The organism is Ramlibacter sp. MMS24-I3-19 (genome assembly GCF_050320135.1).
GTDB lineage: Bacteria > Pseudomonadota > Gammaproteobacteria > Burkholderiales > Burkholderiaceae_C > Ramlibacter.
Genome location: NZ_CP190017.1, coordinates 3788288 through 3810964, shown reverse-complemented (window position 1 = coordinate 3810964; position 22677 = coordinate 3788288). Strand labels below are relative to the sequence as shown.

The 22677-nt window shown below is 70.7% G+C and carries 17 protein-coding genes; 11 read left to right on the top strand and 6 right to left on the bottom strand.

From position 1 onward, the window contains the following. Positions 1-98: 98 nt before the first annotated feature. The 5 genes from ACPWT1_RS18920 to ACPWT1_RS18900 all read left to right on the top strand — a co-directional run bounded on the left by ACPWT1_RS18920 (position 99) and on the right by ACPWT1_RS18900 (position 10574). A complete protein-coding gene (locus tag ACPWT1_RS18920; RefSeq protein ID WP_427912672.1) occupies positions 99-536 on the top strand; it encodes a universal stress protein in 438 nt (145 codons plus the stop codon). A gap of 256 nt (positions 537-792) precedes the next feature. Beyond that, positions 793-2382, top strand: coding sequence for an efflux RND transporter periplasmic adaptor subunit (locus tag ACPWT1_RS18915; RefSeq protein ID WP_427912671.1), 1590 nt, complete (start codon positions 793-795; stop codon positions 2380-2382). Between the two features lie 31 nt (positions 2383-2413). Then, entirely contained in the window at positions 2414-5590 is a 3177-nt protein-coding gene (locus tag ACPWT1_RS18910) for an efflux RND transporter permease subunit (RefSeq protein ID WP_427912670.1), read from the top strand. Further along, positions 5587-8907 (top strand): efflux RND transporter permease subunit, encoded by a 3321-nt coding sequence (locus ACPWT1_RS18905; RefSeq protein ID WP_427912669.1) that lies wholly within the window; start codon positions 5587-5589, stop codon positions 8905-8907. Before ACPWT1_RS18910 ends, ACPWT1_RS18905 begins: the two co-directional genes overlap by 4 nt. Before the next feature lie 11 nt (positions 8908-8918). Continuing rightward, positions 8919-10574 carry an efflux transporter outer membrane subunit gene (locus tag ACPWT1_RS18900; RefSeq protein WP_427915598.1) on the top strand — a complete coding sequence of 552 codons (1656 nt, stop codon included), beginning with the start codon at positions 8919-8921 and terminating at the stop codon, positions 10572-10574. Between the two features lie 28 nt (positions 10575-10602). On the opposite strand, the gene lplT is transcribed toward ACPWT1_RS18900, so the two are convergent. The 4 genes from lplT to ACPWT1_RS18880 form a co-directional block, all read right to left on the bottom strand. Further along, entirely contained in the window at positions 10603-11802 is a 1200-nt protein-coding gene (gene lplT, locus ACPWT1_RS18895) for a lysophospholipid transporter LplT (RefSeq protein WP_427912668.1), read from the bottom strand. Beyond that, positions 11799-12665: a GNAT family N-acetyltransferase gene (locus ACPWT1_RS18890; protein WP_427912667.1), complete on the bottom strand. Its 867-nt coding sequence runs from the start codon at positions 12663-12665 to the stop codon at positions 11799-11801. Before ACPWT1_RS18890 ends, lplT begins: the two co-directional genes overlap by 4 nt. Position 12666: 1 nt before the next feature. Beyond that, positions 12667-13800, bottom strand: a complete 1134-nt coding sequence (locus ACPWT1_RS18885; protein WP_427915597.1) for a hypothetical protein — start codon at positions 13798-13800, stop codon at positions 12667-12669. Between the two features lie 245 nt (positions 13801-14045). After that, positions 14046-14315 carry a hypothetical protein gene (locus tag ACPWT1_RS18880; RefSeq protein WP_427912666.1) on the bottom strand — a complete coding sequence of 90 codons (270 nt, stop codon included), beginning with the start codon at positions 14313-14315 and terminating at the stop codon, positions 14046-14048. A gap of 157 nt (positions 14316-14472) precedes the next feature. Here ACPWT1_RS18880 and ACPWT1_RS18875 point away from each other — a divergent pair, with 157 nt between their 5' ends. The 3 genes from ACPWT1_RS18875 to ACPWT1_RS18865 all read left to right on the top strand — a co-directional run bounded on the left by ACPWT1_RS18875 (position 14473) and on the right by ACPWT1_RS18865 (position 17166). Further along, on the top strand, positions 14473-15438 hold the full coding sequence (locus ACPWT1_RS18875) for an alpha/beta fold hydrolase (RefSeq protein ID WP_427912665.1): 966 nt from the start codon (positions 14473-14475) through the stop codon (positions 15436-15438). A 10-nt stretch (positions 15439-15448) separates the two neighbouring features. Next, positions 15449-16453: an aldo/keto reductase gene (locus ACPWT1_RS18870; RefSeq protein WP_427912664.1), complete on the top strand. Its 1005-nt coding sequence runs from the start codon at positions 15449-15451 to the stop codon at positions 16451-16453. 308 nt (positions 16454-16761) lie between these two features. Continuing rightward, on the top strand, positions 16762-17166 hold the full coding sequence (locus tag ACPWT1_RS18865; protein WP_427912663.1) for a DUF1801 domain-containing protein: 405 nt from the start codon (positions 16762-16764) through the stop codon (positions 17164-17166). 94 nt (positions 17167-17260) lie between these two features. On the opposite strand, the gene ACPWT1_RS18860 is transcribed toward ACPWT1_RS18865, so the two are convergent. Together ACPWT1_RS18860 and ACPWT1_RS18855 are read right to left on the bottom strand one after the other, a co-directional pair. After that, a complete protein-coding gene (locus ACPWT1_RS18860; protein ID WP_427912662.1) occupies positions 17261-18796 on the bottom strand; it encodes a WD40/YVTN/BNR-like repeat-containing protein in 1536 nt (511 codons plus the stop codon). A 209-nt stretch (positions 18797-19005) separates the two neighbouring features. Beyond that, positions 19006-19971, bottom strand: a complete 966-nt coding sequence (locus tag ACPWT1_RS18855; protein WP_427912661.1) for a LysR substrate-binding domain-containing protein — start codon at positions 19969-19971, stop codon at positions 19006-19008. A 34-nt stretch (positions 19972-20005) separates the two neighbouring features. On the opposite strand from ACPWT1_RS18855, the gene ACPWT1_RS18850 reads away from it, so the two are divergent. From ACPWT1_RS18850 to ACPWT1_RS18840, 3 genes are read left to right on the top strand one after another with little or no spacing between them, the layout of a single operon-like run. Next, positions 20006-20161: a hypothetical protein gene (locus ACPWT1_RS18850; RefSeq protein WP_427912660.1), complete on the top strand. Its 156-nt coding sequence runs from the start codon at positions 20006-20008 to the stop codon at positions 20159-20161. Then, on the top strand, positions 20127-21128 hold the full coding sequence (locus ACPWT1_RS18845; RefSeq protein WP_427912659.1) for a tripartite tricarboxylate transporter substrate binding protein: 1002 nt from the start codon (positions 20127-20129) through the stop codon (positions 21126-21128). The genes ACPWT1_RS18850 and ACPWT1_RS18845 overlap by 35 nt, the downstream gene beginning before the upstream one ends. Positions 21129-21150: 22 nt before the next feature. After that, positions 21151-22674 carry a UxaA family hydrolase gene (locus tag ACPWT1_RS18840; protein WP_427912658.1) on the top strand — a complete coding sequence of 508 codons (1524 nt, stop codon included), beginning with the start codon at positions 21151-21153 and terminating at the stop codon, positions 22672-22674. The last annotated feature ends 3 nt before the right edge of the window (positions 22675-22677 follow it).

Genomic DNA, 22677 nt, shown 5'->3' with positions numbered 1-22677 from the left:
AACGGGCTGGGAATGGCCCGTTCGGGTCCCTCCGGATGTGGCCCGCGTTTGGCGCGACTATTCTGGTGGGTACCCCTCACCACCGACAAAGGCGGCCCATGTACAAGCGAATCCTGTTGGCCTACGACGGCAGCGACGCCGGCCAGAAGGCCTTGCTCGAAAGCCGGGAGCTGGCGCAGTGGAGCGGCTCCGAACTGTTCCTGGTGGCGGTGATGCCCTCGGCCATGAGCTTCGTCGGGCTGGAAGGCGGCGTCTACGACGTCGAACTCGAGGAGCGCGAGCGTGCCAAGTACCAGTCCATCCTGCAGGACGGCCTGCGCCGCCTGGAGCAGGCCGGCTACACGGCGCGCGGCGAGGTGGTCACCGGCGAGGCCATCGACGAGATCACCAAGTACGCGCGAAAGATCGGCGCCAACCTGATCGTGGTCGGCCACAAGCACCTCGACAGCTGGGCGGCCCGCTGGTGGCGCGGCTCGATCTCCGGCGCGCTCGTCGAGCACGCGCCCTGCAGCGTGCTCTGCGTCATCACGCCGTGATGCACGCGCCTGCCTGACGGCGGGCCGAGGTCCGGGCCGCGCGGCCCAACTTTGCAAAGCCGTCACATGCCGCGCATGGCCGCGACATCGCACGGGCTCATCCTGATGTCGCAGGCAGGCCGTCGTGCGCGACCGGCGGGGAGCCGGCCGCTGACAGGCAAGGAGGCGGTGTGCTGTCCATGCGCCATTGCCACGTTGCTAAGCTGACGGGCGCTTGCCCGCGGCGCGCCTGCGCTGCCGCACAACAAGGACATCGATGGCCGCCCCGACCCCGCACGACCCAGCCCCGCATTCCACGACTTCCGACAGTGCTCCCCGCCGCTATGGCCGCCGCGGTTTCTGGCTCGGCACCCTGATCGCACTGCTGGTGATCGGCGGCCTGGGATGGGCGGCGTGGCACTACACGCGGCCCGAGGCAACGCAGGCGGCTTCGTCCGCAGGTGGCGGCGGTGGACCTGGCGGTGGAGGTCCTGGCGGCGGCGGTCCCGGCGCACGAGGCGGCCCGCCCACCACCGTGGGGGTGGCGGTCGCGGAGCGCAGCGACCTGAGCGTGACCCTCGAGGCCCTGGGCACCGTCACCCCGCTGGCGACGGCCAAGGTGCGGCCGCAGGTGTCGGGCCCGCTGCTGCAGGTCGCCTACCAGGAAGGCCAGATGGTGAAGAAGGGCGACCTCCTGGCCGTCATCGATCCGCGGCCCTTCGAGATGGCCGTGCAGCAGGCCTCCGGTGCGCGCATGCGCGACGAGGCCCAGCTCGAGGCGGCGCGCGTCACCCTCAAGCGGTACCAGACGCTGCTGCAGCAGGACTCCATCGCGCGCCAGGACGTCGACACGCAGGCCGCCACCGTCAAGCAGCTCGAGGCCGCCGTCGTGGTCGACAAGGCCAACGAGGGCACAGCGCGCCTGAACCTCTCGTACACGCGCATCACGGCGCCGCTGGCGGGCCGGCTCGGCCTGCGGCAGGTCGACGTGGGCAACGTCGTCAGTGGCAGCGATGCGAACGGCGTGGCGGTCATCACGCAGCTGTCGCCCATCGACGTGCAGTTCTCCATCCCGCAGGACCAGGTGGGTGCGCTGCAGGGCGGCGGCAAGGCGCCGATGCCGGCCAAGGCGCTGGATCGCACGCGCAGCCAGGTGCTGGACACCGGCACCTTCCTGTCGCTGGACAACCAGGTCGATGCGGCCACGGGCACCGTCAAGGCCAAGGCACGCTTCTCCAACACCCAGGGCAACCTGTTCCCCAGCCAGTTCGTCAACGTGCAGCTGCAGCTGCGCACGCTGCAGGGCGCCACCACCGTGCCGGTGGCCGCGGTGCGCCAGGGCCCGAACGGCGACCAGGTGTTCGTGATCAATCCCGACCGCACGGTGACGCTGCGCCTGGTGCAGCGCGGGCAGTCGACGGTCGACAAGGTGCAGATCGTCAAGGGCCTCCAGCCGGGCGAGCGCGTGGTGACCGAAGGCGCCGACCGCCTGCGCGACGGCTCGCGCGTATTGCTGCCCGGTGACGCGCCGGCCAGCGGCCGCCGCAACGGGGCTGCGGGCGCGCCGGGTGCGCGCGCGCCGCAGGACGGCCCCGCGGTCGCGCCGGGCACCTCGGCGTCGGCGGCGCAGCAGAGCGTGAAGCAGCAGGCCGCGCCGCAACAGAACCCGTCGTCGCAGCAGGCCAGCGCCAGCGCCGGCCCCTCGCCCGACCAGCGCCAGCGCATGCTCGACTCGGTGAAGGATGACCCCGAGCAGCTGGCGCGCCGCAAGCAGTTCCTCGAGGCGATCGACAAGGGCGACCCGCAGGCCCTGCAGCGCTGGCAGCAGATGCAGCAGCGGCGCGCGGGCGGGACGCAGCAGCAATGATGGTGTCGTCCGCGTTGGCGGAGGGCCGACGATGAGTCCCTCGCGCCCGTTCATCCTCCGCCCCGTCGCCACCTCGCTGCTGATGCTGGCGATCGTGCTGGCCGGCCTGGTGGGACTGAAGTTCCTGCCGCTGTCGGCGCTGCCGCAGGTGGACTACCCGACCATCCAGGTGCAGACGCTGTACCCGGGCGCGAGTCCCGAGGTGATGGCGCAGACGGTCACCGCACCCCTGGAGCGGCAGTTCGGCCAGATGCCGGGCCTGTCGCGCATGAGTTCCACCAGTGCCGCCGGCGTGTCCATCGTCACGCTGCAGTTCGGCCTCGGCCTCGCACTCGACGTCGCCGAGCAGCAGGTGCAGGCCGCCATCAACGCGGGCGCGTCGCTGCTGCCCGCGGACCTGCCGGCGCCGCCGGTGTACGCCAAGGTGAACCCGGCCGACGCCCCGGTGCTGACGCTGGCCATCACCTCGAACACGCTGCCGCTCACGGACGTGCAGAACATCGTGAACACGCGGCTGGCGCTGAAGATCAGCCAGGTCAACGGGGTGGGCCTGGTCACGCTGTCCGGCGGCCAGCGGCCCGCCGTGCGCATCCAGGTCGACACGCGCGCGCTGGCTTCGCAGGGCCTGGGGCTGGACAGCGTGCGCACCGCCATCACGGCCGCCAACGCGAACGCGGCCAAGGGCAGCATCGACGGGCCCACGCGCGCGTGGAGCATCAACGCCAACGACCAGCTGATGCAGGCGCAGGACTATGCGCAGCTGGTCATCGCCTACAAGAACAATGCGCCGGTCCGCCTGGGCGACGTGGCGCAGGTGGTCAACAGCGCCGAGAACGTGCGGCTGGGCGCCTGGGCCGGCCACAGCGGCGACGGGGGCCATCTCACGCCGGCCATCGTTCTGGACGTGCAGCGGCAGCCGGGCGCCAACGTCATCCAGACCGTCGACCAGATCAAGCAGCGGCTGCCCGAGCTCACGGCCAGCCTGCCCGCGGGCCTGAACGTGCAGGTGCTGTCCGACCGTACCAGCGGCATCCGCGCCTCGGTGCACCACGTGCAGCTGGAGCTGGTGCTCGCGGTGGTGCTGGTCGTGCTGGTGATCTTCGCCTTCCTGCACAGCCCGCGCGCGACGGTGATCGCCAGCCTGTCGGTGCCGGTGTCGCTGATCGGCACCTGCGGCGTGATGCTGCTGCTGGGCTACAGCCTGAACAACCTCTCGCTGATGGCGCTGACCATCGCCACCGGCTTCGTGGTCGACGACGCCATCGTGATGATCGAGAACATCTCGCGCCACATCGAGGAGGGCATGGCGCCGATGCAGGCGGCCCTCAAGGGGGCGGGCGAGATCGGCTTCACCATCATCTCGCTGACGGTGTCGCTGATCGCGGTGCTCATCCCGCTGCTGTTCATGGGCGACGTGGTCGGGCGGCTGTTCCGCGAGTTCGCGGTCACGCTGTCGGTCACCATCCTGATCTCGGCCGTGGTGTCGCTGACGCTGGTGCCGATGATGTCCGCGCGCTGGCTGGAGGCGCATCCCGGCGGGGAGGGCAGTGGCAGCGGGCTGGGCGCGAAGCTCACGCGCGGCTTCGACCGCATCATCCATCGCTACGACCTGGCGCTCACCTGGGTGCTGGCGCGCCAGCGCGCCACGCTGCTGGTGGCGCTGCTGACGCTGGCGCTCACCGTGCTGCTGTACCTGGTGATCCCCAAGGGCCTGTTCCCGACCCAGAACACCGGCCAGCTGCAGGTGCGGGTGGAAGCGGCGCAGTCGATCTCGTTCGACGCCATGGCGCAGCTGCAGCAGGACGTGGCCCAGCGCGTGCTGGCCGACCCCGACGTCGAGAGCCTGTCCAGCGTGGTCGGCGTCGACGCCGCCAACAACACCATGCTCAACACAGGCCGCATGCTGGTGAACCTGAAGTCCGCCCGTGGCGACCTGCAGTCGATCATGGACCGCCTCAAGCACGCCGGCGAACAGGCGTCGGGCGCCACGCTGCGCGTGCAGCCGGTGCAGGACCTCACCATCGACGCGGAAGCGGGGCCTACGCAATACCGCTTCTCGCTGGAAGGCGCGGACACGGCCACCGTCAACCAGTGGGCGCAGCAGCTGGTGCAGCGCCTGGGTTCGGTGAAGCAGGTCCGCAACGTCGTGACCGATGCGGGCGCGACCGGCGCCGCCATGATGGTCGACATCGACCGCGACACCGCGGCGCGCCTGGGCATCACCGCCTCGACCATCGACGACGCCCTGTACAGCGCGTTCGGCCAGCGCATCGTCTCGACCATCTTCACCGAGACCAACCAGTACCGCGTGATCCTGGAGGCGCGCCGCGACGCCGTGCCCAGCCCCGAGGCGCTGTCGCAGGTGCAGTTGCGCAGCAGCTCCGGCGGCGCGGTGCCGCTGTCCAGCATCGCGCGGCTGGTGGAGCAGCGCGCGCCGCTGCAGATCACGCACGTGGCCCAGTACCCCGCGGCCACCATCGGCTTCGACACGGCGCCCGGTGTGTCGCTGGGCCGCGCGGTCGATGCAATTCGCGCCGAGGCCAAGGCCGCGGGCCTGCCCGGTGCGCTGACGCTCACGTTCCTGGGGGCGTCGGGCGCGTACGAGAACTCGCTGACCAACCAGCTGTGGCTGATCCTGGCCGCCGTCGTGTGCGTCTACATCGTGCTGGGCGTGCTGTACGAGAGCTACGTGCACCCGGTGACGATTCTCTCGACGCTGCCGTCGGCCGGCGTGGGCGCATTGCTGATGCTGATCCTCACCGGCAACGACCTGGGCGTGATCGGCATCATCGGCATCATCCTTCTCATCGGCATCGTGAAGAAGAACGCGATCATGATGATCGACTTCGCGCTCGACGCGCAGCGTGGCGAGCACAAGCCGCCGCGCGAGGCCATCCACCAGGCCGCGCTGCTGCGGTTCCGCCCGATCCTGATGACGACGCTGGCCGCGCTCTTCGCCGCGCTGCCGCTGATGTTCGGCTGGGGCGAGGGCGCCGAGCTGCGCCGGCCGCTGGGCATCGCCATCTTCGGTGGGCTGGTCGTGAGCCAGCTGCTGACGCTGTTCACGACGCCGGTGATCTACCTGTGGTTCGACCGCCTGGGGCAGCGGTGGCGGCGTGACGCCGAGCCGGCGTCGCAGCATGCCGGCGGCCGCGGCGGCGATCCGCGTCCGGTGCCGCTGGCGCGGGAGGATGGGGGGCAGCCTTGAATCTTTCAGCCCCCTTCGTCCGCCGCCCCGTCGCGACGGTCCTGCTCACCATCTGGATCGCCCTCGCGGGCATCGCCGCGTTCTTCGTGCTGCCAGTCGCGCCGCTGCCGCAGGTCGACTATCCGGTGATCTCGGTCTCGGCCAGCATTCCGGGCGCCAGTCCCGAGAACATGGCCACCAGCGTGGCCACGCCGTTGGAGCGGCGGCTGGGCACCATTGCGGGGGTCAACGAGATGACCTCCAACAGCGGCTCGGGGTCGACGCGCATCAACCTGCAGTTCGACATCAACCGGAACATCGATGCCGCGGCGCGCGAGGTGCAGGCCGCCATCAATGCCAGCCGCGCCGACCTTCCGGCCACGCTGCGCAGCAACCCGACCTACCGCAAGGCCAACCCGTCGGCCGCGCCGGTGATCATCCTGGCGCTCACCTCGCAGAAGCGCACGCCGGGCCAGATCTACGACGAGGTGTCCAACCTCGTGCAGCAGAAGATCGCCCAGGTGCAGGGCGTGGGCGACGTCGAGATCGGCGGCGGCGCGGCCCCGGCGGTCCGCATCGACCTGTCGCCCTACGCACTCAACCAGTGGGGCCTGTCGACCGAGGACGTCCGCGCGGCCATCCAGGCCAGCAGCGCGAATCGCCCCAAGGGCCAGGTCGAGGTGGAAGGCAAGCGGCTGCAGATCTACACCCGCAACAGCGCCGGCGGTGGTCGCACCGCAGCCGACTACAAGGGGCTGGTGGTCGCGTGGCGCAACGGCGCGGCGGTGCGCCTGCAGGACATCGGCGACGTCACCGACAGCGTGGAGAACATCTACACGCTGGGCCTGTTCAACGGCGAGCCGGCCATCATCGTGCTGGTGACGCTGCAGCCCGGCGCCAACGTCATCACCACCGTCGACGGCGTCCGCGCGCTGCTGCCCGAGCTGCAACAGGAGCTGCCGCAGGACGTGAAGATCCAGGTGGCTTCGGACCGCACCACGTCCATCCGCTCGGCCCTGCGCGAAGTCGAGATCACGCTGGTGGTGGCCGTGCTGCTGGTGGTGCTGGTGGTCAGCGCCTTCCTGCGCAGCGCCCGCGCCACCTTCATCCCGGCGATCGCGACCGTCGTGTCGCTGCTGGGCACCTTCGGCGTCATGTACTTCCTGGGCTTCTCGCTCAACAACCTGTCGCTGATGGCGCTGACCGTCGCGACGGGCTTCGTCGTCGACGACGCGATCGTGGTGCTGGAGAACACGGCCCGCCACATGGAGCAGGGCATGGACCGCTTCAGCGCCGCGCTGCTGGGCGCCCGCGAGGTGGGCTTCACCGTGCTGTCGATCAGCCTCTCGCTGGTGGCGGTGTTCATCCCGCTGCTGTTCATGGGCGGGCAGGTCGGGCGGCTGTTCCGCGAGTTCGCCGTCACGCTGTCGGCCGCGGTGCTGATCTCGCTGCTGATCTCGCTCACCACCACGCCGATGCTGTGCGCGTGGCTGCTGCGTCCGGGCCAGGAGCACAAGCCACCGGGCCGCATCGGTCGCGCATTCGAGGCCGCGTTCCAGTGGGTGCACCGCACCTATGCCGCCAGCCTGGACTGGGCGCTGCAGGCGCGCTGGCTGGTGCTGCTGCTGCTGGTCGTTGTGGTCGGCATCAACGCGCTGCTGTTCGTGAAGATCCCCAAGGGCTTCTTCCCGACCCAGGACACGGGCCAGTTCAACGGCGGACTGCGCGCCGACCAGAGCATCTCGTTCGGCGCGATGCAGGACAAGCTGCGCGAACTGGTGAACATCATCCGCAACGACCCGGCAGTGGACACGGTCGTGGGTTTCACCGGCGGCAGCCGGGCCGGCGGTGGTTTCGTGTTCGTGAGCCTGAAGCCGCCGTCGCAGCGTCCGCCCAAGGAGCGGGCCCAGGCGGTGATCGCGCGGCTGCGTCCGCAGCTCGCGCGCGTGTCGGGCATCAGCCTCTTCCTCAATCCGGTGCAGGACCTGCGCATGGGTGCGCGCTCGAGCAATTCCACCTACCAGTACACGCTCAAGAGCGACAACGTCAGCGACCTGAAGCAGTGGGCGGTGAAGCTGGCCGAGGCGATGAAGCGCCAGCCTGCGCTGACCGACGTCGACACCGACCAGCAGGAGAACGGCGTCGAGGCCTATGTGCAGGTAGACCGCGATACCGCGGCGCGGCTGGGCATCAATTCGCGCGACATCGACAACGCGCTGTACAACGCGTTCGGCCAGCGCCAGGTGTCCACCATCTACGAGGAGCTGAACCAGTACAAGGTGATCCTCGGCGTGGCGCCGCGCTACTCGCGCAGTCCCGAGGCGCTGCGCGACGTGTACGTGCCGGCGCGCAACCTGGCGGCGGCAAGCACGGTGGCGGGCGCCACCTCGGGCAGCACGCAGGTGACCGTGGCGAGCACGGCGGCGACCGGCACCTCGGGCGGGACCACCGGCAGCACGGGAAGCAGCACGTCGAAGCCGGGCACCACCACGGCGTCGACGGCGCCGATCAATCCCTCGCTGCGCGACCAGGCCAGCGGCTCGGCCCTGAGCACGTCGTCGGTCGTGATGGTGCCGCTGTCCGCGGTCGCGTCGTTCGCGCAGCGGCCGGCGGCGGCGGCGGTGAGCCACCAGGACGCGGAGCTGGCGACCACCATCTCGTACAACCTGGCCGATGGCCACACGCTCGCCGACGGGCAAGCGGCGGTACGCGCCGCCGAAGCCGAGATCGCGATGCCGGCCAACGTGCGCGGCAGCTTCCAGGGCACTGCACGCGCCGCGCAGGAGTCGCAGGGCCAGCAGCCGCTGCTGATCCTGGCGGCGCTGGTGGTCATCTACATCGTGCTGGGCATCCTGTACGAGAGCCTGGTGCATCCGCTAACGGTGATCTCCACGCTGCCGTCGGCGGGTGTCGGCGCGGTGCTCGCGCTGCTGATCTTCAAGCTGGACTTCTCGATCATGGCGTTGATCGGCGTGTTCCTGCTGATCGGCATCGTGAAGAAGAACGCCATCCTGATCATCGATTTCGCGCTCGATGCCGAGCGTTCGCGAGGGCTGTCCCCGGTCGAGGCCGTGCGCGAGGCCTGCCTGCTGCGCTTCCGCCCGATCCTGATGACGACGCTGGCGGCCATCCTGGGCGCGGTGCCGCTGGCCGTGGGATTCGGCGAGGGCGCCGAACTGCGCCGCCCGCTGGGCATCGCCGTGATCGGCGGCCTGATCGCCAGCCAGCTGATCACGCTGCTGACCACGCCCGTCGTCTACCTGCTGCTGGACAAGCTGCGCCGCCGCAGCCCGCACGAACGCGAGCTGTCGCGGCACGTGGACCCGGAACCTGCCTAGTGATGAACGAGATGACCAAGACGAATTCGGAGGGTGTGTTGGCTGTCATCCCGGGCTTGACCCAAGATCCAGCGACGGGGCCTGTCCAACCGCCGCACTGGATTGCGGGTCGAGCCCGCAATGACACAGGCAGGGGGAGAGCGCGTGCGGTCGCTGTCGCCGTCACCCTCGCCCTCGCCGGCTGCGCCGTCGGCCCGCGCTACGACGCACCGCCCACGATGGACACGCCCGTGGCCTTCAAGGAAGGCGGCGGTGCGTGGGTGCAGGCCGCGCCCGCCGACAGCACCGAACGCGGCCCTTGGTGGCAAGCCTTCGACGACCCGGTGCTCAACGACCTCGCCGCGAAGGTCGACGTCTCCAACCAGAACGTCGCGGTCGCGGTCGCCGCGTATGCGCAGGCGCGCGCCCTCGTCGCGCAGCAGCGCGCCGGCCTGTTCCCGACCGTCACGTTGAACGGCACCGGCACGCGCACCGGCACGCGCGGCAGCGGCGGCACCAGCATCACGACAGGCACCACCGGCACGACCGGAACGGGCGGCACGACGGGGACCGGCACCACGGTCACGACCACCGGTGGCGGCAGCGACAACCCGCGCAACAACTTCCAGGCCAGCATCGGGGCCAGCTGGGAACCCGACGTGTGGGGTCGCCTCTCCGCCGGCGTGACGGCCGCGCGCGCCAGCCAGCAGGCCAGCTTCGCCGACCTGGCCTCGGCGCGCCTCTCGGCCCAGGGCGAGCTGGCCGTCAACTACTTCAACCTGCGCTCGCTGGACGTGCAGATCGACATCGCGAAGCGCACGGTCGCGAACTTCGAGCGCGCCCTCACCATCACGAACAACCGCTACAACGCCGGCGTCGTGGCGCGCACCGACCTGCTGCAGGCCCAGAGCCAGCTGGCCAGCGGCCGCGCCGACCTGCTGGACCTGCAGCGCCAGCGTGCGCAGCTGGAACACGCGATCGCGGTGCTGGTGGGGCAGGTCCCTGCGAACTTCTCGCTGCAGGCGCAGCCCACCTGGGCGCTCAACGTGCCGACGGTGCCGCCCGAAGTGCCCTCCACGCTGCTGCAGCGTCGTCCCGACATCGCCGCGGCCGAGCGCCGCGTGGCCCAGGCCAACGAACAGATCGGCATCGCACGCGCCGCGTACTTCCCCAGCCTGCGGCTCTCCGCGTCGCTGGGCGCGGGTGCGTCGGCGGTCGGAGACCTGTTCAGCGCCTCGTCGCTGGTGTGGGCGCTGGGTGCCTCGGTGGCGCAGACGGTGTTCAACGCCGGCCTCACCGGCGCGCAGGTCGAAGCCGCGCGCGCGGCGTTCGACGAGGCCGCAGCCCGCTACCGGCAGACGGTGCTCACCGCGTTCCAGAACGTCGAGGACCAGCTGGCCGCCTCGCGCATCCTGGGCGAGCAGCTCGCGCTCCGGCAGGAGGCGAGCCAGGCCGCCGACCTGGTGGAGCAGCAGGTGCTCAATCGCTACCAGGCAGGGCAGGTGGTCTTCACCGAGGTGATCACCGCACAGAACACCGCGCAGCAGGCGCGGCGCGCGCTGGTGCAGCTGCAGGCCAGCCGCCAGGTGGCGGCCGTGTCGCTGATCCAGGCGCTGGGCGGCGGATGGCAGGGGCTCGGGGCCGAGGGAAGCGCGGCACAGGCTGCGCCCGTGAAGGCCGGCTCCTAGAACGCGCAGCGGCTCCCGGAAGCTCGACTCAGGCCGACCGCAGCCTTCGGCGTTCGACCGTCGCGGCCAGCATCGCGACCGCCGTCAGGGCGCCCAGAACCACCACGGTCGCCTGCAAGCCGGCCTCCAGCTGGACCGCGGCACCATAGATCGCCAGACCCACCAGGCTGGCGAAGTTCTCGCTCGCATTCTGGGCGCCGATCGCCTGGCCGGGGTCCATCAGCGCCTGGCCGCGCCGCTGCAGCACGGCATTCAGCGGCACGACCAGCAGGCCCGACAGCAGGCCTGTCGCGAACAGCAGGACTGCCGTCGACGGCAGGGTGTCCAGGAAGGGCATGAGAACCAGTGCAACCCCGAGCGCCCCGCCAACCGGGAGCACCGCCATCGCCTGCTCCTCGCGGACCCAGCGCCCGGCCGCTGCGGCGCCGGCGATCATCCCGGACGCGACCGCCGCCTGCAGCAGGCCGGCATCGGCAAGCGCCATCCCCAGCCGTTCCACCGACCAGCGCAGGACGACGAACTGCAGGATGGCGGCGACGGCCCAGAAGGTGCAGGTAACGCGCAGCGACGTGCGCGCCGCGGGATCGGTCCACAGCGCGGCGAGGGAACGGAGGAACGCGCGCAGCAACGCGGGCCGGCGCAGTGCTCCAGGGTTGCTCGAGCCGCGACCCTGGACCGGCAACGCGCAGAGCGCCGCGACCAGGAAGGCGGCGGCCAGGGTGACCGTGCCCTGGGACGCCGTGGTCCCGGACAGCCAGGGCAGCACGCCCAGGCCGCGCAACATCGCGCTGCCCCACAGGGTGCCGAGCAGCATCGCCAGCACCGTCGACCCTTCCAGCCAGGCGTTCGCGGCGACGAGTTCGCCCGGCCGCGAGAGCTCCGACAGGATGCCGTAGCGTGCCGGGGCATGGACCGCCGCGCCAATCCCGACCAGCGCATACGCCAGCAGCGGGCTGCACCCTGCCAGCAGCAGCCCGCAGCCCGCCACCTTCAGCGTGTTGACGGCCGCGATGACGCGCTTCTTGGGCCAGGCGTCGGCGATCGCCGCGGCGTGCGCCGACAAGAGCACGAAGGCCAGGTAGAACGCGATGCGCAACGCAGGAACGGTCCATGCCGCGGCGTGCTGCTCCGCCAGGGTCTCGACGGCGATGAGCAGCAGCGCGTTGTCGGCCAGTGCGCCCGCGAACTGACCGGCGACGACCCAGCGCAGGCCCGGGCCGGGCTTCATGCGGACGCGAGCAGGTGCCGGCGGTAGCGGGGAGCCATGTCGTCCAGGCGCAGCATGATCGGCAGATCGGCCGTGTTGAAGGCCTCGTCCAGCGCAGGCGGCCCCAGCAACCGGGCGCCGCACCGAAGATAGCCCTTGAGGAGCGGCGGCGCCTCCGATGGCGCACACGCCGCCGGGCCGCCTGCCATGGCCAGCGTGGCGCCCGGCACTCCATGCAACGGCTGCACGTGCCATCGCGCATCGGCCAGGTACCTGCCGCGCAGGTCCTGCCACAGGGCGGCCACGGGCGCGACGCCCTGCGCCAGGCTCACGCTGGCGCAACCGATCATTGTGTCCAGCCGGCTGCGTAGCATGTAGGCGGCCAGGGCCGACCACATGGCCAGGATCACGCTTCCGGACCGCCAGTCGGCATGCACGCACGAGCGCCCGAGTTCGACGGTGCGCTGGCGCAGTGCCGCGAGTGGCGCGAGATCGAACTCCGTGTCGGTGTAGAAGCCCCCCGCCGCGCGCGCGCCGGCCGGCGACAGCACGCGGTACGTGCCGACGATGTCGCCCCGGGCGTCGTGGCAGCCGCGCCCGGCGCGCACCAGCAGGTGGTCGCAGAACGCGTCGAACCTGTCGACATCCAGGCCTTCGGCGGTGCCTGCGGCCTGGGGGAGCCGAGCGCCCATCTCCAGTGCGAACACCCTGTAGCGAAGCCGCTGCGCCTCGCGGACGTCGTCCTCGCTGCGCGCCCACTCGATCGACAGCGGACGCAGCGGCGGTGGCGCCGGTTCACGGTGGAGCGCCGGAAGCGGGGGGGTGCGCCGATGCGCGGCCGCAATCCCGAGGGGGGGCTCGACGTCGCAGGCGCGAAGGGACATCTCAGTTCGAGCGCGGGTAATGCTCGATCAGGCGCAACTGGCGGCGGTTGAGGCGCGCCAGCTGCAGCAGCCCGATGGGCCTGGCACCTTCGCGCCGGCGGGCAGCACCGATCGCGAACAGCAGGGCCTGCTTGCGGAAGATGCGACGGAACGCGTCGACCAGGCCGATGTCGGGGTCCCACGCTTCGATTGCCTCCGATCCGGCGCCGTTGACTTCCATGATGCGCAAGCCGGTGCCCGCGCGCAGCGCCGCCAGCGTCTCGAACCGGACGTCGAAGCGGCCGGCGTGGAACCGCGGCATGTCGTCGGCGATGGCATCCATGGCAGCGAGCAGCTCGGGCGTGATGCAGTCCTCGCCGTTGCGGTACAGCCCGCCCACGCGCGTCGACCCGATGGTCGCGAGGCGGACCACGGCGCCCGCCGCCGGGACCGCGGTCGGATCGAAGCCTGCCTGGTGCCAGCGCGACGACAGGGCGCGGCGCGCGCGCGCGTCGGCTGCGACGAGGTCGGCCACGGTGCTCGTCCCGTCACCGACGACGTGGGGGAACGTGCGCAACGCCAGGCCGATGATGGCGCCGCGCCCCGTGGCAGGGTCGCGCGCGTAGAAGATGCCGGCTTCCCCGGCCTCCGGCAGGTACTCCTGCAGCACGACGGTCTCGCCGCGGGGGAAGTCCGCCAGGTACGCCAGCAGGGCGTCCTCGCTGTCGATGCGCCGCACGCCGTGGCCGCACAACCCCAGGTCCGGCTTCGCGACAAGAGGGTAGGCGAGCCCGGCTTCCGCAACCTGCGTGCGCACCATCGTCGCAACGGACGCGCCTGCGTTGCGGACGGCGCAATGCGTGGCGGTCGCGGCGAGCGCGCGCGGCCCCATTGCGGCGAAGTACTCGAGCTTGCCTTCCCCCACCAGGCCACCGGACGTGATGCCGGGATTCGCCGCCGAGGGCAGCGTCAGGCTTCCGTACCGCAGGCCCAGCCAGAGCCACTGCAGGGCGAGCGGCACGCAGATCAGCCACTTCGGCATGCGCTCGAGCGCGCCGCGGGTGAGCGGCGCTGCACGATGCGCGTCCAGCCGCGTGGGCGCCGGGTCGAGGAAGGCCCTCATCGCCGCCGCGGGCGCAGCGGGCGAAGGCGGCACGGGCAAGGGCGCAGGGTGAGGAGGAGCGTCGGGAGCATTGGTTGGCAGGGGACCCACGCACGGAACTGAGCCCGCGCACTGGTGCCGTCGAGAATGCCGGTCGCGGGCTGGGTGCCTGCGCGCGCGGCCGAGCAGACTTGGTGTCAGCAAAAACCGATGGTTTGCGTCTTGCCCTGTACGGTCGCGTCGGGGAGCGCCACTGGTGGCGCGGTACGGCACGCGCCCCGTTCACGCCCCGGCGAGCCTCAGGCCTGGTGCTTGCCCATCAGCGACAGGATGCCGGCCTCCAGGCCTTCCATCCGCGTGGCCAGCGTGGGCGCCGCTTCCTTGGCCACCTTCATGTACCGCTCGAAGTTGGCGGCGACCGCGGGGCGGTCCTGGTGCGTGAGCAGGATGCTGGCGAGCGCGGCCTGCAGCACCTGCACCTGGGCGACCAGCGCGAACTGGTTGTCCTTCAGCGCATTGATGTTCTCGGCCTGCTCGAGGAGCTGCTGCTCGATGTCGGGGGTGTCCATCGGGGCAATGTAGCAGGGCGGGCGCAGGGGGCGGTGGCTCTGCAGCCGCTGCCGGCGCGCGTGCCGCCAGCGAATCACTACGCCAGCCTGCAGCGATGGCCGACACGCAGCCGCGCCCGGCCCTCCATGATCGAACGCGACCTGGAGCTCGACGGCCATGACTTTCCTCCTCGACAAGACGCGACTTCCTCCCTGGGCGCCGCTGGCGGCCGCCGCCGCGGTGGCCGCCTTGGGCACCGCCGTGTGGGTGCAGCACGAGGCCGATCGGGCCGAGCACCGCCATCCCGCGCCCGGCAAGTTCATCCACATCGACGGCGTGCGTCTGCACTACCGCATCGCAGGCGACGGGCCGGCCGTCCTGCTCATTCACGGCAACACGGTGCACGGCAACGACTTCGAGGCCAGCGGCCTGCTGCGTCGCCTGTCGCGCAACCACCGGCTGCTGGTGATCGATCGGCCGGGCTTCGGCTGGAGCGACCGCACGCGTGACCGCACCTGGACGCCCGCTGAGCAGGCGCGCCTGCTGTGCCGCGCGGCGGTCGCGCTGGGCTTCGAGAACTTCGCCGTGGTGGGCCATTCGCTGGGGACGCAGGTGGCGATCGCCATGGCGCTCGGCGATCCGGCGCACGTGAACCGGCTGGTGCTGGTGGGCGGCTACTACTTCCCGTCGCTGCGGCTCGATGTCGTCTCGGCCAGCCTGGGCGCGATCCCGTGGTTCGGCGATGCGATGCGCTACACCGTCGCATCGCTCGCCGCGCGACTGGCGCTGGGCCCGACGGTGAAGGCGCTCTTCGCGCCACAGCCGGTGCCTCCAGCCTTCGGCGAGGCGCTGCCGCGCGAGCTGTTGCTGCGGCCCCTGCAGCAGCGCGCCACCACCGAGGACGGTGCGCACATGGTGACGCAGGCGAGAGTGCTGAAGCCGCACTACGCCGAGCTGAAGGTGCCGATCACGCTGGTCGCCGGCGCGCAGGACGCCATCGTGGACAGCCGGTCCCAGTCCGGCCGCCTGCACCACGTGCTGCCGCACAGCAGGCTGCACATCCTGGATGGCGTGGGGCACATGGCGCACTACCACGCGCAGGAGCTGATCGCCTCGGCGCTCGCCGCGCCGCAGCCCGGGTAAGCTCCCGGCCATGCACTACCGACGACTCGGCGCCAGCAACCTGCAGGTCTCCGCCCTCTGCCTGGGCACCATGATGTTCGGCGACCAGACCGGCATCGACGAGGCCCGCAACATCGTCGGCGCCGCACGCGACAGCGGCGTCAATTTCATCGACACCGCGGACGTGTACACCAAGGGTGCGTCCGAGACCATGCTGGGCCAGCTGCTGCAGGGCCAGCGCGACGACTGGGTGCTGGCCACCAAGCTCGGCAACAGGATGGGCGACGCGGTGAACCAGGGCCACTACTCGCGTGCGTGGATGCTGCGCGAAGCGGATGCGAGCCTGAAGCGGCTGCAGACCGATCGCGTCGACGTGCTCTACATGCACCGCGACTTCGAAGGCATGGACCTCGAAGAGCCGCTGCGCGCGATGGACACGCTGATCCGCGACGGCAAGGTGCGCGGCTGGGCGCTGTCCAACTTCCGCGGCTGGCGCATCGCTGAAGCCGTGCGCATCGCACGCGAGCTGGGCATGCCGCGACCGGTGGCCTGCCAGCCGTACTACAACCTGCTCAATCGCATGCCCGAGGTGGAGATCCTGCCGGCGTGCGTGCATTACGGCATCGGCGTGGTGCCGTACAGCCCGATCGCGCGCGGCGTGCTCACCGGCAAGTACAAGCCCGGCATGCCGCCGCCCGCGGACACGCGCGCGGGCCGTGGCGACAAGCGCATCGCCGAGACCGAATTCCGCGAGGAGTCGCTGCGCATCGCGCAGCAGCTGCAGGCGCATGCACAGGCCAAGGGCATCACGCTGGCGCAGTTCGCCACCGCGTGGGTGCTGCACCACCGTGCGGTGAGCTCGGTGATCGCGGGACCGCGCACGCTGGAGCAGTGGAAGGCGTACGGGCCGGCGGTCGAGGTGGTGATCGACAAGGACGACGAGGCGCTGGTGGATTCGCTGGTGCGGCCGGGGCATCCGTCGACACCGGGGTACACGGATCCGTCGTATCCGCTGTCGCCGCGGCGGCGGGACTAGCGCCGCCAGGCTTTGTCATTGCGGGCTTGACCCGCAATCCAGTACCGCGGCTGGTCTGGGCAGGTGCTGTCCCGGGGGGCGCGGCAGGCGGTGCCTGGCAGGGTCTCATACGGTGAGAGTCGCTTCGCTGCGCTCGCTCCCGTCACCCAAATCGACCCTGCCAGACACCGCCTGCCGCGTTCCGGCACCGTGCTTGATCGGAGAGGGCCTTGAACCCGCCCCGTGTCATTGCGGAAGCGGGTTGTGCCGGTTGACGCTCGCACGGTGCGCCACACAATGGCGCGCACACCAGGACAAGAACACACACCATGGCGACTTCATCCGTGACCGACGCCGCAGAAGGGTCGAAGCAGATCACCGCGAAGATCGAGGCACTGGCCGACTGGCGCGGCGAGACGCTCGCCCGCATCCGCCAGCTGATTCACGACGCCGACCCGCAGATCGAGGAAGCCGTGAAGTGGCGCGGCACGCCGGTGTGGGAACACGATGGCGGCGTGTGCACCGGGGAGACGTACAAGCAGGTCGTGAAGCTCACGTTCTTCCGTGGCGCCACGCTGCCCGACCCGAAGAAGCTGTTCAACGCGAGCCTGGAAGGCGGCACGCGGCGCGCGATCGACATCCGTGAAGGCGAGAAGATCGACGAGGCCGCATTCAAGGCGCTGATCCGGGCGGCGGTGGCGGCGAACACGGCGGCGAAGGCGGGGAAGAAGTAGCGATCTTGCCGCGTCCGCGCACGGCGCGGACGACACCGCGCTCGCCATTCAGGCGGCGCGGGACGTGATCAGCACGCCCGCCTGAGCCCGCGGACTACTGCCAGCTCTTGCCCTCGTCCTGCGACCAGACCATCTTGCCGGAAGCGGCCTGGTAGCCCAGTCGCTGCGCCACGCGGTCGTAGACCAGGGTGCCTGTCACACCGTTCACGTCGGGCGGTGCCGAACCGACCCGGGTCCAGGTCTTGCCGGCGTCGGCGGTCTTGAAGAGGACCGGGCCGTTGCGCGTGCTGCCGAACGGAAATCCGGCCACGTAGCCCTGGGTCGCCGACGAGAACTCGGGCAGGGAGCCGGTGACGACGTGGTCGATCTGCTGCCACGTGCGGCCGAAGTCCGCCGTCGTCGTGAACGACTGCTGGAAGCCGACGGCGAACACCAGGCCGTGCGGCCAGCCGCGCAGCGTGAGCACGCGTCCCAGCGCGGGATGCGCCTCCCATTGGCCGCTGCGCAGGTCCAGGGACGAGAGGGTGTCCGGGCCCGGGTCCACCGTGTAGATGACGATGCGCTCGCCCGCGCTCACCGCGAGCGGCGGCCGCCCCGTTTGCTCATGCGGCAGGCGGCGCACTTCGCGCCAGTTCCACGTCGCGGCGTTCGGGTCTGCCGCATGCACGACCACGCCCTGCGGCGTCCGGCTCACCAGGTACACGGTGCCGTCCGGCGCCTGCGCGGCGAGCATGGCCACGGCGGCCTTCGAGGCCGGCGACGGCTGCTGGCGCCACGTGCGCCGGTCGGGCGTGGAGACGGCGACGTAGCCCTCTTCGCCGCCCACCAGCAGGCGGTCATCCGCGAGCCGTGCGAGCGCCGTGAGCTGCTGCACGGTGCCCACCCGGTAGCGAGCGCCGCTGGCCAGCTCGAACACGGTGCCGAGCTGGCCTTCGTCCCAGTAGGTCCCCTTTGCATCCGGCACCGGCGGCCCCACCGGCACCGCGCGGCTCTCGGCATACGCGAGCTGCTGCTCCAGGAGCGCGGCCTGGCGCGCAGGCGGCGGCTGCAGCCAGCCCTGTTCCTGCCCCGGCTTCAGTGTTGCCTCCAGCACGGGATTGGCGTAGCGCAGCCACTCCCGCGCGGCCACCGGCGTGCTCTCGCGCGGGGCGATGAAGCGCTTGTCGGCCAGCGGCACGAACACGAGCGAGCCCAGGTTGGTGAGGACTGCGGGCTGCACCTCGAAACGGTTGTGCTCACCGTCCAGCGGCACGCCGAGCGTGTGCACGACCTTCATGGTGGCCAGTTCCTCGGTCGTCTCGCCGTACAGGGAGCGTGCCTGGTAGCGGCCTGCCGGCAGCACGCCCATGAAGCGCAGGCTCTTGCCGCCCAGCGCGGGCTGCGGATGCAGCTTGTACTCCTGCTGGGTGTCGAGGTTCTGCACGATGAACCGGTCCAGCACGCGCCCGTCCATCATCTTCACCACGCGCAGCGTGACCACGCCGTCCCCAGCTCCGAGTTCCGTGTCCTTGGAGATCGCGGTGGTGGCGCAAGCCACCAGGAGGCCGGCGGCAGTGGCCGCGATCGCATACGTGGCCGCCCGCGCGGCCCAGCCGCGCCGGGTCGCACCGCTCCCTGCCTGTGCGTTCATCTTTTCGTTCATTTCCAGGTCTGGTCTTTCTGCCATGGCGCTTTTTTCGTGGAGCGGCGATTGGGCCATGCGCGCGTGCAGGCCGCCAAGCGCCCGCTGGCCGAAGGTAGCGCCATCACAACAGGCGCCGTGCGTTCAGAGGCGGCAGTGGCGGATGCCCGAGAACACCATCGCGACACCGCGCCCGTTGGCGCGGACCCAAGGCTTTCTCACGCGCCCCGCTTCCGCCGCCCGTTGGCCTTGGTCTTCCGCTGCACCGCCTCTTCGCGCAGGCACTGCACCAGCTGCTCGCTCACCGCTGTCAGCGGCCTCTCGCGCACCACGATCAACCCCACCGGCGGCAGCTCCACGTCGACCGGCAGCGCAAGCCGCTGCACGAACCCGTCGCGCTCGAAATGCTCGCCCACCGAGGCGGCCATGAACCCCACGGCCTGTCGCTGGCGGATGAACGTGATCTGCGCCAGGAAGGAGGCAGACTCCACGAGGTCGGCCGGCGGTTGCAGGTGCTCGCGGTAGAACTGCTGCTCCAGCTTCACGCGCAGCGACGCCCACGGCGGCGGCAGCACGCAGGGCAGGGGAGCGATGTCGCGCCAGCGCACGCCCTTCTTGCGCGTGAGCGGATGCCCGGGTGGCGCCACCGCGACCATCTTCTCCTCGTACAGCTTCTCCGTCAGCAGGTCCGGCGCGGCGTAGCCCGGTTCGAGCCGGCCGACGAACAGGTCGATCTCGCCCAGCCGCAACTTGGGCAGCAAGTGCGTGAGGTCGCCTTCCTGGATCAGCACCGTGGCACCGGGCGCGCGCGACTTCAGGCGCGCGACAGCGGGTGCGACGAGCGTCGGCGTCGCGACCACCATGGCGCCCACGCGCGTGCGACCCGCCGCACCGCTCTCCAGCGCCGCGATCTCGTCGCGCGTGCGCTCGTACTCGGCCAGCACCGAGCGCGCGAAGCGCACCAGCGAACGGCCGGCCACCGTCGGCTGCGTGCCGCGCGTGGAGCGCTGGAAGAGGGACACGCCCAGCATCTGCTCGACCTCGCCAAGCATCTTGGACACGGCCGGCTGCGTGACCGAGAGGAATTCGGCGGTCCTGCCCAGGTGGCGGAACTCGTCGAGCGCGATCACCAGCTGCAGGTGGCGCAGCTTGATGTTGGAGCGCAGCACGCGGTCGATGGCCATGCGCGATGGTACATAACCGCCTCCTCATGCAGCCATGCTGATTTTCGATTTGCCGGTGATGAAGGGCCCGGCGAACAATGCGCGCTGGACCACGCTGCCCTCCGTGGCAGTCGCCGAGATCCCCGCTGTCCAGATCCATCCCGGAGACACATTCAATGCCCGCTTCCTCTTCCCGCCTGCAACGCCGTGACGTCCTGGTCGCCGGTGCCGCCGGTGCCGCCGGCCTGCTGCTGCCCCAGTGGGCGCGTGCCGCCGACGAGTTCCCGAGCCGTCCCATCACCTTCATCTGCCCGTGGCCCGCGGGCGGCACGGCCGATGCGTCGATGCGCGCCATCTGCGAAGTGGCAGGACGCATCCTCAAGCAGCCGGTGACGGTCGACAACCGCGCCGGCGCCGCCGGCATGATCGGCGCGCAGGCGATCGCCAATGCCAAGCCCGACGGCTACACCATCGGCCAGATCCCGATCTCGGTCACGCGCTTCTCGCAGCTGGGCACGCTGAAGGCGGACCCGCGCAAGGACTTCACCTACATCGCCCGCACCTCGGGCCAGACCTTCGGCATCGCGGTGCTGCCGCAGTCGAAGTTCAAGACGCTCAAGGACATGGTGGAGTACGCGAAGGCCAACCCCGGCAAGGTGACCTACGCGCATGCCGGCGTCGGCGGTGCCACGCACGTGGGCATGGAGGAATTCGCCATGGCCGCCGGCATCCAGCTGAACGCCATCGCCTACAAGGGCGGCTCGGCCGCGCTGAACGACACGCTGGGCGGCCAGGTCGACATGCTCGCCGACTCCAGCTCGTGGGCGCCGCACGTGGAAGCCGGCAAGCTGCGCCTGCTGGCCACCTGGGGCGAGGAGCGCACGCCGCGCTTCAAGGACACGCCCACGCTCAAGGACCTGGGCTACAACGTCGTGGTCGATGCGCCCAACGGCATCGGCGCGCCGAAGGGCCTGCCGCCGGAGATCGACAAGAAGCTGCGCGACGCCTTCCGCGCCGCGGTGAAGAGCGACGAGTTCAAGGCCGTCGCCGCACGCATCGACGCGCCCGTGATGTACCTGGATGGTCCCGACTACCAGAAGTACGTGATGGCCACGTACGACAAGGAGACGCACCTCATCGAGCGCCTGAAGCTGAAGGAACTGCTGGCGAAGGGGTGACCCTCGTCCCGCCGTCGACGCCATGAGCAAGTCCCCCCTGATCCGGCTGCACCCGGCCGACAACGTGCTGGTCGCCAAGGTGCCGCTGGCACTCGGCGACACGCTGCCGGAGCTGGGCGCGCGCCTGCGCGGCCAGGTGCCCGCGGGCCACAAGGTCGCGGCGCGCGCCATCGCCAAGGGCGAGCCGGTGCGCAAGTACAACGCCGTGATCGGCGTCGCCGCGCGCGACATCGAGCCGGGCGACTACGTGCACTCCCACAACCTGGAACTGGTGGATTTCGACCGCGATCCGGGCTTCGGCCTGGACGTGCGCGACGTCGACTACCTGCCGGAGGAGAAGCGCGCCCGCTTCATGGGCTACGTGCGGCCCGACGGCCGCGTGGGGACGCGCAACTTCATCGGCATCCTGTCGTCGGTGAATTGCTCGGGCACCGTGATCCGCAAGATCGCCGCCCACTTCACGCCCGAGCGGCTGAAGGATTTCCCCAACGTCGACGGCGTCGCCGCCTTCGTGCAGACCACCGGCTGCGGCATGTCGTCGCCCAGCCCGCATTTCGACCTGCTGCGCCGCACGCTGGCCGGCTATGCGCGCCACCCCAACCTGGCCGGCGTGCTGGTCGTGGGCCTGGGCTGCGAGCGCAACCAGGTGGCCGACCTCATCGCGTCGCAAGGCCTGGAGCGTGGACCGCTGCTGCAGACCATGGTGATGCAGGAAGTCGGCGGCACGCAGGAGACGATCGAAGCCGGCATCCGCGCCATCGAGGCGATGCTGCCGCATGCGAACGCGTGCAGGCGCCAGAGCGTGCCGGCCAGCCACATCAAGATCGGCCTGGAGTGCGGCGGCTCGGACGGCTTCTCGGGCATCACCGCGAATCCCGCGCTCGGCGCTGCGATGGACATCCTCGTGCGTCACGGGGGTACCGCGATCCTGTCGGAGACGCCCGAGATCCACGGCGTCGAGTACATGCTGACGCGCCGCGCGGTGACCCCGCAGGTCGGCCAGAAGCTGCTGGACCGCCTGGCCTGGTGGGAGGAATACACCCGCGGCCACAACGGCCAGTTCAACGGCGTGGTCGGTCCCGGCAACCAGGCCGGCGGCCTGGCCAACATCTTCGAGAAGTCGCTCGGCTCCGCGATGAAGGCCGGCACCACGCCGCTGCGCGCGGTGTACGAGTACGCAGAACCGATCGACGAGAGCGGCTTCGTGTTCATGGACTCGCCCGGCTACGACCCCGTCGCCGCGACGGGCCAGATCGCCAGTGGCGCCAACCTGATCTGCTTCACCACCGGCCGCGGCTCGATGTTCGGCTCCAAGCCGGCGCCGACCATCAAGCTGGCGTCGAACACGCCGATGTACCAGCGGCTGAAGAACGACATGGACATCAACTGCGGCGCCATCCTCGACGGCGAGGTGGACGTGCCGCAGATGGGCGAGCGCATCTTCCAGGCCATCCTGGCGCACGCTTCCGGCGAACCCACCAAGAGCGAGCAGCTCGGGCTCGGCGACGAAGAGTTCGTGCCCTGGCACCTGGGCATCGTCAGCTGACGC